This window comes from Synechococcus sp. CB0101 (genome assembly GCF_000179235.2).
GTDB lineage: Bacteria > Cyanobacteriota > Cyanobacteriia > PCC-6307 > Cyanobiaceae > Vulcanococcus.
Genome location: NZ_CP039373.1, coordinates 2255728 through 2269552, shown reverse-complemented (window position 1 = coordinate 2269552; position 13825 = coordinate 2255728). Strand labels below are relative to the sequence as shown.

At 61.2% G+C, this 13825-nt stretch carries 16 protein-coding genes; 7 read left to right on the top strand and 9 right to left on the bottom strand.

Going from position 1 to position 13825, the window contains the following annotated elements; all coding sequences use genetic code 11:
* The first annotated feature begins 385 nt into the window (after nucleotides 1-385).
* Together CB0101_RS12270 and CB0101_RS12265 are read left to right on the top strand one after the other, a co-directional pair.
* The gene (locus CB0101_RS12270; RefSeq protein WP_010303189.1) at nucleotides 386-1267 is read left to right on the top strand and encodes a metal ABC transporter solute-binding protein, Zn/Mn family; all 882 of its coding nucleotides are present in this window, start codon (nucleotides 386-388) and stop codon (nucleotides 1265-1267) included.
* On the top strand, nucleotides 1249-2289 hold the full coding sequence (locus tag CB0101_RS12265; protein WP_246833769.1) for a hypothetical protein: 1041 nt from the start codon (nucleotides 1249-1251) through the stop codon (nucleotides 2287-2289). Before CB0101_RS12270 ends, CB0101_RS12265 begins: the two co-directional genes overlap by 19 nt.
* 347 nt (nucleotides 2290-2636) lie before the next feature.
* Here the strand turns inward: CB0101_RS12265 and CB0101_RS12260 are convergent, their stop codons facing one another.
* The 7 genes from CB0101_RS12260 to CB0101_RS12235 form a co-directional block, all read right to left on the bottom strand.
* Entirely contained in the window at nucleotides 2637-3110 is a 474-nt protein-coding gene (locus CB0101_RS12260; protein WP_010303167.1) for a hypothetical protein, read from the bottom strand.
* Nucleotides 3111-3171: 61 nt separating this feature from the next.
* Nucleotides 3172-3558: a hypothetical protein gene (locus tag CB0101_RS12255; protein ID WP_010303162.1), complete on the bottom strand. Its 387-nt coding sequence runs from the start codon at nucleotides 3556-3558 to the stop codon at nucleotides 3172-3174.
* Nucleotides 3558-4763 (bottom strand): hypothetical protein, encoded by a 1206-nt coding sequence (locus CB0101_RS12250; RefSeq protein WP_136644142.1) that lies wholly within the window; start codon nucleotides 4761-4763, stop codon nucleotides 3558-3560. The genes CB0101_RS12255 and CB0101_RS12250 overlap by 1 nt, the downstream gene beginning before the upstream one ends.
* 922 nt (nucleotides 4764-5685) lie before the next feature.
* A complete protein-coding gene (locus CB0101_RS12245; protein WP_136643901.1) occupies nucleotides 5686-6666 on the bottom strand; it encodes an IS5 family transposase in 981 nt (326 codons plus the stop codon).
* Nucleotides 6667-6982: 316 nt separating this feature from the next.
* Nucleotides 6983-7213 (bottom strand): hypothetical protein, encoded by a 231-nt coding sequence (locus CB0101_RS15690; RefSeq protein ID WP_246833768.1) that lies wholly within the window; start codon nucleotides 7211-7213, stop codon nucleotides 6983-6985.
* Nucleotides 7210-7431, bottom strand: a complete 222-nt coding sequence (locus CB0101_RS15685; RefSeq protein ID WP_246833767.1) for a sigma factor — start codon at nucleotides 7429-7431, stop codon at nucleotides 7210-7212. The genes CB0101_RS15690 and CB0101_RS15685 overlap by 4 nt, the downstream gene beginning before the upstream one ends.
* Nucleotides 7432-7671: 240 nt before the next feature.
* Nucleotides 7672-8082 (bottom strand): MerR family transcriptional regulator, encoded by a 411-nt coding sequence (locus CB0101_RS12235; RefSeq protein WP_010303126.1) that lies wholly within the window; start codon nucleotides 8080-8082, stop codon nucleotides 7672-7674.
* Between the two features lie 139 nt (nucleotides 8083-8221).
* Between CB0101_RS12235 and CB0101_RS12230 the strand changes: the two genes are divergently transcribed.
* From CB0101_RS12230 to CB0101_RS12215, 4 genes are all read left to right on the top strand, one after another.
* Nucleotides 8222-8473, top strand: coding sequence for a DUF3721 domain-containing protein (locus CB0101_RS12230; RefSeq protein WP_083798503.1), 252 nt, complete (start codon nucleotides 8222-8224; stop codon nucleotides 8471-8473).
* An 8-nt stretch (nucleotides 8474-8481) separates the two neighbouring features.
* Nucleotides 8482-8886 carry a hypothetical protein gene (locus CB0101_RS12225; protein WP_010303120.1) on the top strand — a complete coding sequence of 135 codons (405 nt, stop codon included), beginning with the start codon at nucleotides 8482-8484 and terminating at the stop codon, nucleotides 8884-8886.
* A gap of 4 nt (nucleotides 8887-8890) precedes the next feature.
* Nucleotides 8891-9106: a hypothetical protein gene (locus tag CB0101_RS12220; protein WP_136644141.1), complete on the top strand. Its 216-nt coding sequence runs from the start codon at nucleotides 8891-8893 to the stop codon at nucleotides 9104-9106.
* Nucleotides 9107-9148: 42 nt separating this feature from the next.
* Nucleotides 9149-10257 (top strand): IS3 family transposase gene (locus CB0101_RS12215; RefSeq protein ID WP_136643917.1). Its coding sequence is split into 2 segments (ribosomal slippage): nucleotides 9149-9413 and nucleotides 9413-10257, totalling 1110 coding nucleotides; the frame shifts between segments, so codons are not numbered across the junction.
* Nucleotides 10258-10361: 104 nt separating this feature from the next.
* Here the strand turns inward: CB0101_RS12215 and CB0101_RS12210 are convergent.
* Nucleotides 10362-11999: an iron uptake porin gene (locus CB0101_RS12210; protein ID WP_010303096.1), complete on the bottom strand. Its 1638-nt coding sequence runs from the start codon at nucleotides 11997-11999 to the stop codon at nucleotides 10362-10364.
* 576 nt (nucleotides 12000-12575) lie between these two features.
* On the opposite strand from CB0101_RS12210, the gene CB0101_RS12205 reads away from it, so the two are divergent.
* Nucleotides 12576-13031 (top strand): hypothetical protein, encoded by a 456-nt coding sequence (locus CB0101_RS12205; RefSeq protein ID WP_071778089.1) that lies wholly within the window; start codon nucleotides 12576-12578, stop codon nucleotides 13029-13031.
* Here CB0101_RS12205 and CB0101_RS12200 read toward each other — a convergent pair.
* Nucleotides 12928-13707: a LuxR C-terminal-related transcriptional regulator gene (locus CB0101_RS12200; protein ID WP_246833765.1), complete on the bottom strand. Its 780-nt coding sequence runs from the start codon at nucleotides 13705-13707 to the stop codon at nucleotides 12928-12930. The two genes, CB0101_RS12205 and CB0101_RS12200, sit on opposite strands and share 104 nt — an antisense overlap.
* Nucleotides 13708-13825 lie beyond the last annotated feature (118 nt).

The window sequence follows — 13825 nt, the reverse complement described above, 5'->3', positions numbered from 1 at the left end:
GCAGCTTCGACCATCTACAGCCATTGGAATGTTGATTGGTTCAGGCCCCCGGGCATTGCTCGGGGGGTTTTGATTGGGATTGCGGTGCTCCGGTGTCTCCCTCGTGCCGTCACCTGCTCAGAAGTGATAGCGACCGGTCGTTATCCAGCGGGTCGATGTCGCTGGCGCCTGTCCCTTCATCACGGGCCACACAGTCGAAGGTCGCCCCGCGGGAAACGCCAAAGATCTCTGCGATCAACGGTCGTTATGGCGCAGGGGCCTGGCGACTTGCGAGGCGAGCCAGCCAGGCGGATGAACCCCAAAGATCCCTGCTGACCCATGGCCTCAACCATTGGCGACACGAGGGCGAGAACCATTATCATTCGCGGCAGCTTGTTTCTGTGTCATGGGTTCCGCTGCCCTGGTTGGGCTTGTGCTTGCCGCGGCGCCGCCGCCATCGGTGGTTTCTGTGGATGGCGTGCTGTGCGACATCACGCGGTCACTCGTGCAGAGCGACGCTCGGGTGACGTGCCTGGTTCCACCCGGAGCTGATCCCCATGGCATGGCTCTGCGCGGTTCAGATCGTCAGGCGCTGAGCACCGCTCGCCTGGTGTTGGTGAATGGCTACAACCTCACGCCGGCGATGAACCGGATTCGTGTCAGTGCTCCTGTGGTGGCCGTTGCTGAACGCGCCACCCCAGGTAACCCAGCCAAGGATCCACACGTGTGGCACGACCCAGGGCTCACCAGTGCCATGGTCCGCGAGAGCGCCACTGCACTGAGGCCTCTCCTTGGAGCAGCAAAAGCTGGAGCACTGCAGCGACGCAGCCAGGCCATGCAGGCCGTGTTGAACCAACTAGGGAGTTGGAGCGCAGCGCAGCTGCAGACGGTTCCCTCTGCTCAGCGTGTTCTGGTCACTGAGCACCGAGCGTTTTCAGCTTTTGCCCGTCGCTATGGCATTCGTGAACTGCCGGTGATCGATGACTTTGCGTCGGGGGGGACTCTGAGACCCTCGAGCCTGGGGGCCATCAGCCGGGCCATCCGCCAATCAGGCACAAAAGCAATCTTCGCTGAGGCGTTGCCACCGTCCAAAACGCTTCGGCGCATCAGTTCTTTCAGCGGTGTCGCCATCGCCAAGCAACCGCTCTACGCCGATGGGCTGGCACCCGGGAAATCGCTGATTCAAACAGCTACGGCCAATGTCTGCACCTTTGTGACCGCGCAAGGAGGCCGATGTGATCAACGCACAGCCTCTGCGCTGCAACAACAATGGGCTGCGATCCGATGAAGACACGCCACACAATCGTCTCGATCCTTTCTGTTTTGGCTGCTATCGGCTCACCCAGTGGAGCCTTAGCCCATGGCGCTGCAGGTGGTGATGATCTGCTGCCGGGTGAATTTCGGATCCGACCAGTGGTGACACTGGAGGGCCACGCAGGCCTGGAGAACAATCTGGAGGGCCAGCCCCGCCATTACGCCATCGACGGGTTGTTCGGAGCCGTCTTTGAGTGGGGTTTAGACAAAGGCGGCAGTTTCGCCATCGAAGCTCAGATCGGTCCTGCTTTGGTGTGGGGCGAGGCTGAACATTTCTATGGGCGTGTTCATGTTGACGGTCATGGCGGCAGCGCTCATCACGATGACCATGAGGACTCGGACGACGAGCATGGGGATGATCACGACGACGGGCATGAGGACGACCATGGTGCCCACCACAGCGAAAGTCATTCCGCTGGTCATGATCACGCCCATGGGGACGGAAGTCCCTATCGCCGCACCGATGTCAAGGGCTATCTTCAGGCGCGCTATCAACCGAACGATCGTTTTGAGGTCTCGCTGACATGGTGGCCGTATTACGTCACCGGCAATCAAGGTGATGATGTCATTGGCCTGAAAAATGAGGTTGGTGTTCAGGCCATCTGGGCACTGGGGGATGGGGATGTGAACTTCGCACTTGGTGATGGCCTGGAAACCATCGTTGACGGTGTGTTTGTTTCGCTCGAAAACAGAACAGGTTGGGAAAGTGAAGGAACCTATCTGGGTAACTACACCGACCCATGGCTTGGTCTGGGCTTCAACATCGATCTTCTGAACATCACGCTCTCTGCGGGGCCACGCTTCTATAGCCCTGGTTCCTATTCAGGTCTGCCCTTCCGCACTGATTGGGGAGGTGAGATCGAGCTGGAGTATCCCCTGGCTGAGTCTGTCGTTGTGTTCGCACACTGGAAGCCGATCTACAGCAGCCAAGGAGGAGATGGCTGGGGGGTGGGCTGGCAGCACCACATCGGTACCGGAGTCAGCTTCAGCTTCTGAGCAATGAAGCACATGGGGGCCCTGCTCCAACAGTCATCCCCTAACCGTGGGCAGGTCGTTCGGCCGGGCAAGAGGAAGGTCCTCAACCTGTGCACCTGACTGGTCGACACTCCGTTTGCACCGCCATAGGTGCCCCAGGAGAGCAAACAACCCATACCTGGATCGTTCGGCCCCAGGCGCCAACGCCAGCAGCTTCGATCCAGACCAACGAAAGCCATTGGAATGTTGATTGCTTCATGACCCTCGGGCGCTGCTCGGGGGTTTTTGATTGCGGCGGATATCTGCACACCAAAAAGCCCCGGGCGATGACCCAGGGCTCTTGATGACGAGAACTCTCGTGAGGAGCGTCAGCCCTTACTGGCCCGCACCTCCCAGAACGCCGCACCCAGGCTGTAACTCGCCAGGCCGCTCTGCTGTTCATAACTCTGGCGTGCCTTGAGCTGGCATTCGATCTCCTTGCAGTCGATGGAATAGCTCCACTGCTTGCGGCCGGGGCGGCGGTTGAGCACCAGGTCCGGGGTGATCTGGTAGCCATTGCCGTCCTTGCCCGCCGGCAGCAGGGTGAGCAGATCCCCGCGCAGGTGGGCTAGGCGCAGCTGCTCGTTCAGTTCCTTCTGCTCGGCGTTGAGGAGTTCTTGCTGTTGCTTCACCTCAAGCAGGCGGGTGACGCAAGTGGTGATGGAGTCAGCGGAGAAGCGCGGGTCGTCTGCGCCGGAGCTGGCGGGGAGGACTCCCGCATTGGCTAGGAGGAGCAGGGCTTCTGGAGTTCCCGGTGCGGGTTCGCCCAGGGAGAGAGGAGCGGCGGTGAGGGTGGCAGTCATAGGCGTGTGTGAGGTGTGTGCGAGTGCCCGAGATCTGAATCGCAAGGGGGCCTATGGCCCCTTAGGCGCCGAGGGCTTGGATTTGGTTGAGGGCCTCGATGAGTTCGTTGCGGCGGAGGCGTTCGATGGCGGCGGGGAGTGAGGTGCGATCGATCGGGTAGCTGCGCAGGAGGGAGCGGAGTTCGACGACGGAGAGCTCATCCCAGAGGGGGGAGAGGTTGGGCACGCATGTCGGCTGGCTGGCCTGGGTGGGGCGCTCCTCCATCCAGGGCTCAGCTGCCGCAGCGGGCTGGGCGATGGGGAACTGCTGGCTGAGCTGACTCACCAGCTGCGTCAACCCGGTGATGGCCTGGAGCAGGGCGCTTTGGAGCTCGGATGTGGCCAGCTCAGTCGCGAGCTGAGCAGTGGCGCGGGTGCCGATGGCACCTGTGGCAGTGGCAACAGTCATCAGACAACAACCTGATAAACAACAGAAGGGGTGTGGAGTTTGCTTTCGCTTTTGGGGCTGTAGGCCTCCCACTCGCGGTTGAACACGTAGGGCTCGATTCCAGTCACGTCCTGCAGATCAACCTTCATCCCATCGATGGTGGCGGCTGCAGGCTTGGCCTGTTTGGCTTTGGGATCTGTGGCTGGAGCAGCGGTGACGATGTGGATGTTCTGAGCCGCCTTGCTGCAGAAGTTCAGCCCCGCTTCTGAGTAGGCGTTGCTGCCCACCAGGGAGGCGTTGCGGGCGTGGTAGTCGCCTATGGCGCTGGCGTGCAGGTGGCCAAAGAGCGTGTAATCCACCGTGATGCCTTGAGCGGCGTACTTACCGGTGATCTCTTGCACCGACTTCTGCACATTCGCGCCGATCTGATGGCCGTGCAGGCAGAGGAAGGTGCGGCCCATCACCTCAAACAGGAGCTCGTTGGCGCGGAAGCCGCAGAAGTTGATCCCCTCCGTGCCAGCAAAGCCGCGCTTGAGGATCTCGTAGATCATCAGGTCGTAGCTGTCGGTGGCGAGTTCATCGCTCCAGCCGAGTTCTTTGTTCACGCGGCTTTCATTGCCGGTGATGCCATAGACCTCGAGCTCGAACTGCTCGCGTAGATCGAGCAGAAAGGCCCGCAGGATGTCGACGGCAAGCAGGGTTGCTCTGGAACGGTTGGTGCTGTTGGAGAGCAGCTCATCGAGGCGCCGGTCGCTGTTGAGGAAATCCCCCAGGCAGGCCACCACCACTTTGCGGGCGCCATAGCTCTGGCCCAGTTGCTTGACCCGCTGGGCGAGCTTGGCCAGCCGCTGCGCCGCCACGGTGAAGTCGTAGCGGTTGGACGGCAGTTCAACCCGCTCGTTGAAGTGCAGATCGCTCAGTTGCACGATCAGCACGGAATCCCCGCCTTCCGGGATGCGGGAGAGCGTCACACCCTGGGTAAAACCCCGCTCATCCAATAGGGAACAGAGTTCCCGGGTGTAGGCGGTGACGGCGTTCTCGATGCGGGCGTGCTCGCGGAAGGCCTTGCGCTCAATCCGGTTGGTGTCGGCCTGGGCCTGGCGGGCCTTGGCCAGGCGCACATTGAACTGCAGCAGTTCGCGGTCTTGATCGGTGTTGGCGGCCGGTGTTTGCCCCCGTCCGGGGAGATGACGGGCTGGTTGGTGGCGGTGTTTGGCTGAACTCATAAAGAAGTGCAGGTGCGGGAGGCTACTGGTGTCTCCCCTGCGTGCCGTCTGGAATGCGCAGAACCCTGTGCTGTCCGGCCATCAGCAGCTCCTGCAGAAGGGCCTAGTCCCTCGAGCAGCGTCTGCAAGTAGGGTGAGAAGACAAGTCGGATGAGCGAGCCGGCCCTGGCATCGCCTGCAGCCATCTATTGAGCCCACAGACGGCCACTCAGTCGCGGCTGAGATTCAGATCTGTTTGAGCGGGTTCAAACGTCCACATGCGTCATTGCGGTGTCCTGTCGGCACTGCGATGTGAAAGGCAGGTCTTGATAGACGACAGACATCACATGATTAACCTCACGAGCTCCCATGAACACAAAAAAAACCAACTCGCCTGTTGCCTGCGATTAAATTGTTTGATTGCTGTGCGCTCACGACAGGGCGTCTGCAGTCGCCCTCCTTTCCGGAGGGGGCAGCCAAGTCGCTTGAGTTCTCTCCTCTGGATTCCGCGCAGTCACGCCGCTGGCAGCACGAACAACTGATGCAGTCGGCATGAGCAGTCTTCTCCTCCTTCTGTCTTGCATGCGCCCCCTGGATGTCGCCTGAGATCGCATGGATACAGGTGCTTGGCCTGTCAGGTGTTTTGGTGGTCGCCCTCATCCTGACAAGTCGGTTCTGATCAGCTCGATTCGATTGCGCTCAGGTTCTATGGATCAGGGCTGTGGATTGAACTCTCGTTTCAGAATCTGAGAGCACCTCGACTCTTCGCCGGTTAGGGAAACTCTGGACAAGCGGTGTTTGAGCGGCGGCAGCGAGCAGAAAGAGTGGTTTTGGCTGCAAATTGCCTCTGAGGCCATTTTTTGATGACCTTGGCTCACATATCCAGCCACTTTCGGCTGGTTTTGAGGCTAAATAGAGGTGTGCAGGCACACCAAGTCCCTGTTCACACTGTCGCGAGTAATTGTCGTCGGGCCTGGTACAGATTCGACAGTGCCGCAAGCACGTTGATTTTGCAGCGGTTCTTGGCCAAGCCTCGCAGCCGGGTCTTTTGAAAGCCGAACTGCTGCTTGATCACACGGAAGGGATGCTCAACCTTGGAGCGGATGTGAGCTTTGGCCGTCTCGATCAGATCCTGCACCCTCCCATCCGGGGTGTCAGGAAGAGCCCTGCGCGTGCCGGGCCGCATCGCCACTCTGAACTCCGCTGTCTTGCCAGCCATTTCTGGTCTCTTGGCGATGCCCTGGTAGCCAGCATCGCCGTACACCACCTCCTCATCTCCATGCAGTAGCTCAGCTGCCGGGGTGAGGTCGTGCACGTTGGCGGCGGTGACGACAACCGAATGGATCAGGCCTGAGTCCTTGTCAACGCCGGCGTGGACCTTCATGCCGAAGTACCACTGGTTGCCCTTTTTGGTCTGGTGCATCTCCGGATCCCGCTTCCCATCTTTGTTCTTGGTGGAGCTGGGCGCTGCGATCAAGGTGGCATCGACGATCGTGCCCTGACGCATGGTTACGCCCCGAGCGGCCAGGAGCGCTTTGACGGTGTCAAAAATCTGCTCACCCAGCCCATGCTTCTCAAGCAGATGGCGGAACGTGAGGATCGTGGTCTCGTCCGGGATCCGATCGCTGATCAGCTCGATGCCGGCAAAGCGGCGCATGGTGGGCACCTCGATCAAGGCCTCTTCCATGGCCGGATCGCTGAGGGAGTACCACTGCTGCAGCAGATGAATGCGCAGCATCGTTGCCAGCGGATAGGGAGGCCTGCCGCCTTTCTTGCTCGCCTTGGGGTAGTGCGGCTCGATCAGATCGATGAGTGCCTGCCAAGGCACCACAGCCTCCATCTCGGAGAGAAATTTCTCGCGCTTGGTGCGCTTCTTGGCCGTGGTCAGCTCATAGTCCGTGAAACCGAGCTGCTTGCCGCCCATCAACCCAGTCCTGGTCTGCGATTACAGGTTCATTTTCGCGCAGACGGGCTGGGTTTTCCAGAATTTCCTTAGGAATCACGCCATAAGAGTTCAAGATCCTGGCTTCTTGCTCGCACGCTCAATCTCAACACAGGTGTTCTGATCTCAATGCCAACTACAGTCACTGGTATGGGAAGCGGATCCTGCGCGAGTTGCCGTTTTCTGCTGGGATTTCCTGGTCCGATCTGCCACTGTCATATCTGGCAGCGTCCATACACACTCGCTGAGGTTGCCCTGCATTCCTGCTCGCTCTGGGCACCGCGCTCGAGTCGCTAATTCAATCCCCTGAACGCATCAGCTCCTCCTGCAGCGGCACTGGCCGATGTCCACAGGCGTGCCGGCACTCCAGCCAACGCTGCAAAGGCACATTCAGTCGATCCGCGATTTGTTGGTCTGTGAGTCCCTGTGCCACGTGTTTGCGGGCCTTAATCCACAGCTCCCGCAGCCGGTGGCTGATGCGCAGCGAGAAGCCCGTGTCGCGCAGGTAGTGCAGCAACTCGCCTTTCACCTTGGGACGAGATAGCTGGAGGGGCGATGACCGAGCGTGGGATCAAAGCCAATAGCGCCCTTACAAAGACCCTCGTAGGCGGGGCCGATCAGGTCGTCGACTGACATCGACCAGCGGCGAGCAAAGCGATGCGCCTGTTGATGCGCCAGGCCCAGGTGTTGGCAGGCAAAGGCCCGCTGCTCACTGGTCATCGGCCGGCGCAGACAGCGTTTGGACATGAGGGATGTGCAAGTGCGGGAGGCTATTGGCCTTGCCTTGAACTCCCTGCGCTGCAATGGATTGGCGGGCATGCATGGGCTGCACCAACGCCCCACGCACGACCGCCCCGAGCGGTGTCGGCCCACACGCCTGCATCACCAGAGCGATCACACCGCCAATGGCGGCACCGCGAAACACAACAGGCATGATCAACAAGCAATGCCCTATAGGGTTCCGTGGTTTCCTTCGCTCAATACGTGTCAGCGGTTGGACGCTGAAACCTGCAGGCTTTCCCCTTCCTTGACGCCGCCGCACTCCTGCCAGGAGCTCAACAATTGAGCGAGTTCGGCTTTCATCGACACCAGCTCCGTCAGTCGCTCATCAATCGATTGAATGCGGGTCTGAATGCTGCTTTTCAAAGCGCTGCAGTTGCAATGGCCTGATCGCCGCACATCGAGAATGCGTTTCAGCTCCGGTAGGGGCACATCCATAGCCCGCAGGGCCCGGATCAAGCTCAATTCCGCCACCACAGCGGGATCGAAGAGCCGATAACCGCCCTGAGAACGGCTGCTGGCGTGGATCAACCCTTCATCGCTGTAGAAGCGCACGGTCTTCACCGACAGACCCGTGGCTTGGGCCACCTGTCCGATCCGCAGAGCCGGAGCCTCCATGCAACAACCCTCCAGAAACGGGAATCTCTGATCAGCTTAGGAAGCCCAGCGTGTGACGATCTGACCACTTAAGACTCCGCTGGCTCCGCTGCACTGGAGAGTTGGGCTAGCTTGCGTTCCTGCTGTCTTCGCAATGTCCATGCCACCACGTCCTGGTGTCAAAAGGCTTCCACATCTCTTCAGTCTGATCGCTATCGCCTCAGGCATTCAGCTGTTGGGAGTCGCCCAGGCGAACACCAGTGGGGTGCCGGCCATGTATGCCACCAAAGCAGAAGCCGAGACCGCCGCGAAGAAGCACTTCAACTGCACTGGTGCCCATCAGATGGGCAATCAATGGATGCCCTGTGCCACCCACGGGCAATCCAACGGACAGCCTCAACACAACCACTGAGTTTGAGCATGAGCAGTTGCGGTGAACCGCCCAAACTGATCGCCGTCGGCATTGCTCCGCTGGGCATCGTTTCGATTGGCGTCGTGCCGATGGGCGTGGTGAGCATCGGCGTGGTGCCCATGGGTGTGTTCAGCCTTGGTGTCGTGGGCATGGGCGTGGTCAATGCCTGCGTCGTCGGCATGGGTGTCGTGGTTGCTGGGCTGAGCTCCATGGGGATCTGGTCGTTCAGTCCTGGGCATGGACATCACCACAACAGCAGCGGCGCCGCTCAGGAGCAGTTGATGGCTTACCCCAGCAAACAGGTGGCCTTGGAGAAAGCACGCGAACTCGGCTGCGAAGGCGTGCACGCCATGGGCGATCTGTGGATGCCCTGCTCAGAACATCCCAGTCAACCTTCTACCCACCATCACTGATTCCATGAACGTCATCCGCAACATCAGCCTGGCTCTTCTCGTCGGCGTGGTGGCGACTGCTTCGCCAACCCTGGCCTGCGGTGGTGGCGGTTCAGGCAGCTATCGCAAGCCCGCCCGTCCTGGTACGCAGCATCACAGCCCTACAGCGCCAACCTCCCAGCAAGGATCGGCCGCGCCTCAGAACGCCCTGGCGTGGCCCCTAAAAATCGGTCCAGGGTGAATGAGAGTCCTCATCCGGCCAGACTGGGCCGGGGACTCCACCATGAAACGAACCCGCCACACACCCGAGCAGATCATCCGCAAGCTCAAAACGGCTGACCAGTTGCTTGCCCAGGGCCAGACAGTTGCGGACGCCTGCCGAGTTCTCGAGGTCTCCCAGCCCACCTACCACCGCTGGCGGCAGCTCTACGGCGGAATGAAGGCAGAAGAGGCCAAACGGCTCAGCCAGCTGGAGAAAGAGAACGCCCGGCTCAAAAGGCTTCTGGCGGAAGCAGAGCTCGACAAGGCGATGCTCAAGGACCTCGCTGAGGGAAACTTCTGAGCCCGGAGCGTCGCCGGCGGGCCGTCACAGTCCTGCAGGAGCGTTACCGGGCATCCCAGCGGAGGGTCTGCCGATTGGTGGGCCAGCACCGCAGCAGCCAGCGCCATGTCGGCAAGGTCGCCGATCTTGAGGAGGCCAAGCTGAGGCATCGTCTCCGCGAAATCGCAGCTGAGCACATCCGCTGGGGCCGGCGCATGGCCCACCGCCTGTTGCGGCGGGAAGGCTGGACGGTGAACCACAAGCGGGTGCACCGGCTCTGGCGCGAGGAGAACCTGCAGCGGCCCACCCCCCGCAAGCAGAAGAGGGCACGCCCGGCTGACGGCTCGGTGCGACGTCACCAGGCTGAGCACCCGCACCAGGTCTGGGCGATGGACTTCCAATTCGACGCCACGGCCGATGGCCGGCGGCTCAAGTTCCTCAACGTGATCGACGAGCACAGCCGTCTCTGCCTGGCCATCCGGGTGGGCAGGCGCTGCAAGTCCAGAGACGTCGTGGCGGTGCTGGAGGAGCTCACCAGCCTCTACCCAGCCCCAGCGTTCATCCGCAGCGACAACGGGCCCGAATTCATCGCCCACGCCCTCAAGCGCTGGAGCGAGAACAGCGGCACCACCACGGCCTACATCGAACCAGGATCACCGTGGCAGAACGGGTTTGCCGAGTCGTTCAACAGCCGGTTCAGGGATGAGTTACTGAACACCGAGCTGTTCACCACCGTGAGCGAGGCCCAAACCTTGGCTGATCGCTGGCGCTGGGAGTACAACACCTTGAGGCCGCATTCAGCCCTCCAGGGGCGTACGCCCCTGGAGGCAGCTCAACCAGCTGCTGCATAACCACCCACTCTCATTGCGCCTGGACCAATGAAGGGGGTCACGTCAGCCCCTCAGTAGGGGCGCCTGAGAGCTGCCGACCGCCTGGTTCACCGGCGAGCTTCCGATCAGAACCGGAAGCTCGTTTTCACCAGGCCACCGAACTGACTGAAGCTCTCACCCGCTGGTGTTTGCTGACCCAGTGGGCGGCTCAGATAGACCAAGGCCGGTGTCACAGTGATCTTGTCGGTCACCTGGAACTTGTACCACCACTCCCACACGTAGTTGCCGTCGTTGGGCGTGACGCCGCCAGTGAGTGCCGTCGCAAACACAGGTTGAGCCACAGCAAAGCCAAAGTCATTCCCTTTCTGGAACACATCGGTCCACTGCAGGCCCACCATCCAGGACTGACTGGTGCTCAGGCTGCCTGCAGGCTGAGGCACGCTGTAGCTGGTGCTGTTGATGCCCCAGCCAACGCTCACCGAAGGCCACCAGCCACTCTGCAGCGGTTGCCAGTAGGCACTCAAACCCAGTGCATTGGTTTTGGCGCTGAGGTTGTGATCAATGGCGCCATGGGTGAACGGCGTAGTGCCAGGAACAAACTGCGTATCAGGCTGGACATAACTCCAGATGGCTGCCAGGCCCCACTGTTCCTGCTGATAGGCCAGCTGCACACTGCCTGTCGCGCCGGAAAACTTGTTGCCGATGCCGCCACCACCGTCGCCCTCGGGCACCGAGGGATTGCCCGACTGACCATTGGAGGCCACATAGTTGGCGCTGATGCTGAAACCACCCTGTTGCCACCAGGCACCGGCGCCAGCACCGAGGTTCTTGCTGTAAGCGGCAGGGGCACCATTCACCGTCATCACGTTGAGGATGGTGTCAGCCGGATACACACTGGGCCAAAGGGCCAGCATGTCTTCCTGGCCAATACGACCACCCAGGGTGAAGGTGAACTGGCCCAAAGGGAATTGATAGAAGAGCTTGTCGATGGCCACGATGTTGGGGCCTGCATCTTCTTCAAAGGCGATTTCCAGCTCAGAGAGGCCTAGTGCATGGGGCTCGCCGCCGAACACGCTGCTGCCGAAGTTGCCTGCTCGCAGATTGGTACGCAGACGATCCCTGCCGGTGAAGCTGGTGTCGAAGGTCAGCTGAACGTCATAGTTGAACGTGGTGGCATTGGGCAACACCACGGGCGCACTGTGATGACCACCGTTGCGGTTTACGGTGTTGGCCCCTGCGTTGATGGCCGAACCCGAGAACGCATTGGCACCCACTACAAAGGTTGCTAAGCCGCTCAGCTTGGTGGTGGTTGAGAACTGCGTAGCTTCCAGCTCAGCCACCTTGGCCTCGAGGCCGTCCACGCGGCCTTTCAGCACGGCGAGCTCCTTCTCGAACTCCTTCATCAGCCGCTTGAGCTCGTCGGTCACTTCGGTGATCCGGTCGAGGCAAGCGTTCAGCAGCGCGGCCGCTTCAAAGCGGGTCATCGCACGGCTGCCGCGGTAGGTGCCGTTGGGATAGCCGGCCACACAGCCGTAGCGCTCGATCAGGTTGCTCAGAGCCTGATAAGCCCAGTCGGTGGGCTGCACATCGGAGAACTGGGTGATCGAGGTGACCTGGTCGGCACTGGAGCCGTACTGGCCTATACCGGCGAAATTGAGGCTGTCGCGCTCTGCAGCGGAAACGCCAAGGTTGCAGCCCAGGGCAGCCGGAACAAACAGGGCAGCGGTCGCGGCTGCGGACAGGCCAGAACCCAAGGAAGGCATGGGGAAGAGGCACCAGGAACGGTCCGCGCCATAATCCCGCATATCTCCAGTATGTCTGCATTAAAGGAAGGTTGTTGTGTTCAGTTCCTCACCGGATATGTCGGGTCCCCGTCTGCTGTCGGGGAGTGCCAGTCCTCGCTAGAGCGATGCTGGCGATGAGAGCTTCCGAACGCGGCTTCACCCTCTATCAGCTCCTGGTGTCGCTGGTGGTCCTGGTTATTGCTGTGAGCCTCGGCCTCGCGTATCAGCACAGCCGTCATCCCAGGCCATTCTTTGCTGATCTCGAGCACCTTGAGGCGAGGTGATTGGTGGGTAAAGCACCTTGAAGGCGGGGCTGGAGCTTGAAGCTGCGGGTTTGCTGCTGCACCGGAAGAAAGGCTGAGGGATTGCGTTGATTGCTGACGGATATCGGCCGTAGATGTACTGACGGCAGCAGGAACCGTGGTGACCCACCTGATGCCATGGCCACACCTGTGGCCTTGAGATCCCACGGCTGTGGCGCAGCTGATGCCACACCTGTGGGCGGTGCCCACCACGGCCTCAAAGCCAGAACCGGTGCAGTGATTTCTGACCGCCATGACCACCAAGGTTCTGCTCACCCATCACCACCGCGATGCGATCGAGAACGCCGCGGACCGCGGTTTCTGGATGCCACTGCCCCTTGCGGCCGAGCAGCTCAAGGACGTGATGTACCTCACCTCCCTCAGCTATGGCGAGATCACCCTCAAGCAGTTGGTGGAGGTGGCCAGCTTTGAACCCTGGCGTGAGGCTGATGGCATCGAGCGTTGGTTGCCGTTCCTCGGCCAACGGCTCGAGCTGCCCAAACCCCTGCCCCTGGGTGATCGCAAGTTGCTCGCCGGCTGGCTGCCGCGTCAGCGGGAGGCGGTGCAGATCATCGAACTCGATGCACTGCTGGCGGCCAAACGTCTCAGCGATGTGTTGCCCGGCTCCGGTGCCTGTTGCCACCTGCCGCGGCGCCCTGCTCTTGCCCCGGCCGTTGATGCAGCCCGCAGGCCAGATCTGGCTGCTTGAGCACCCCGTGCTCGAGGCCCCACACCAGGAGTCCGCCTTGGTTGCGGGCTCCTGTTTTGCCGTACAAGGCACTGAGCCGGCGCCGCACCGTGTCGGTGCGCACCTGCAGTTGTGAGGCGATCTCGCGGGTGCTGCGGCCGCCGGCCACCAGGCGCACCAGTTGCTCCTCTTTCACCGACAGAACCACGGCTTCTTCTTGCAGCGGCGTGTTAGCGAGCAGTTGGCGGATGCGATCAGAGAGCTGGGGGTCTTCGTAGCGGCCGTTGCGCAGGAGCACAGCTACGCACTGGAGCAGGCGGCCACTGCCGCAGCTCTCGCGGCAACTGATCCCATCGGGCCTCAATCGCCAGAGCCGCACCAGTCGTTCACCGCCGATCGCCGCATCGAGGCAGAGCAGGAAGCGGCACCGCTTGGCGCCGTGCCGCTCGCGCAGTTGTGTCATCAGCTCGGCGGCCCCGCCATCGGGGCTGTCGTCATCGCAGAGCACCAGCAACTGCCCTGTTTGAGGTAGCGGCAGTGCCAGAAGTTCTGCGGTGCTGCTGGCGCTGAATTGCAGCTGCGGGAGCAGGAGCGCTGTGGTGTCCCGCATGCGCTGGTGGTGACTGCAGACCACAACGGTCCAGCCATCGAGAAGGCTCGTAATCGTGCTCTGCAGGGTCTGAACGTGACGCCGCAAGTCCTCGGGTTGCATCACCCCCAGGCCAATCACCAACCTGTAGCAACCCTCTACAGAACCGCGCCACAACAGGACAAACGCCCGCAGGCAAGTCAGCCCCGGGCGTTGTACGGCCAGC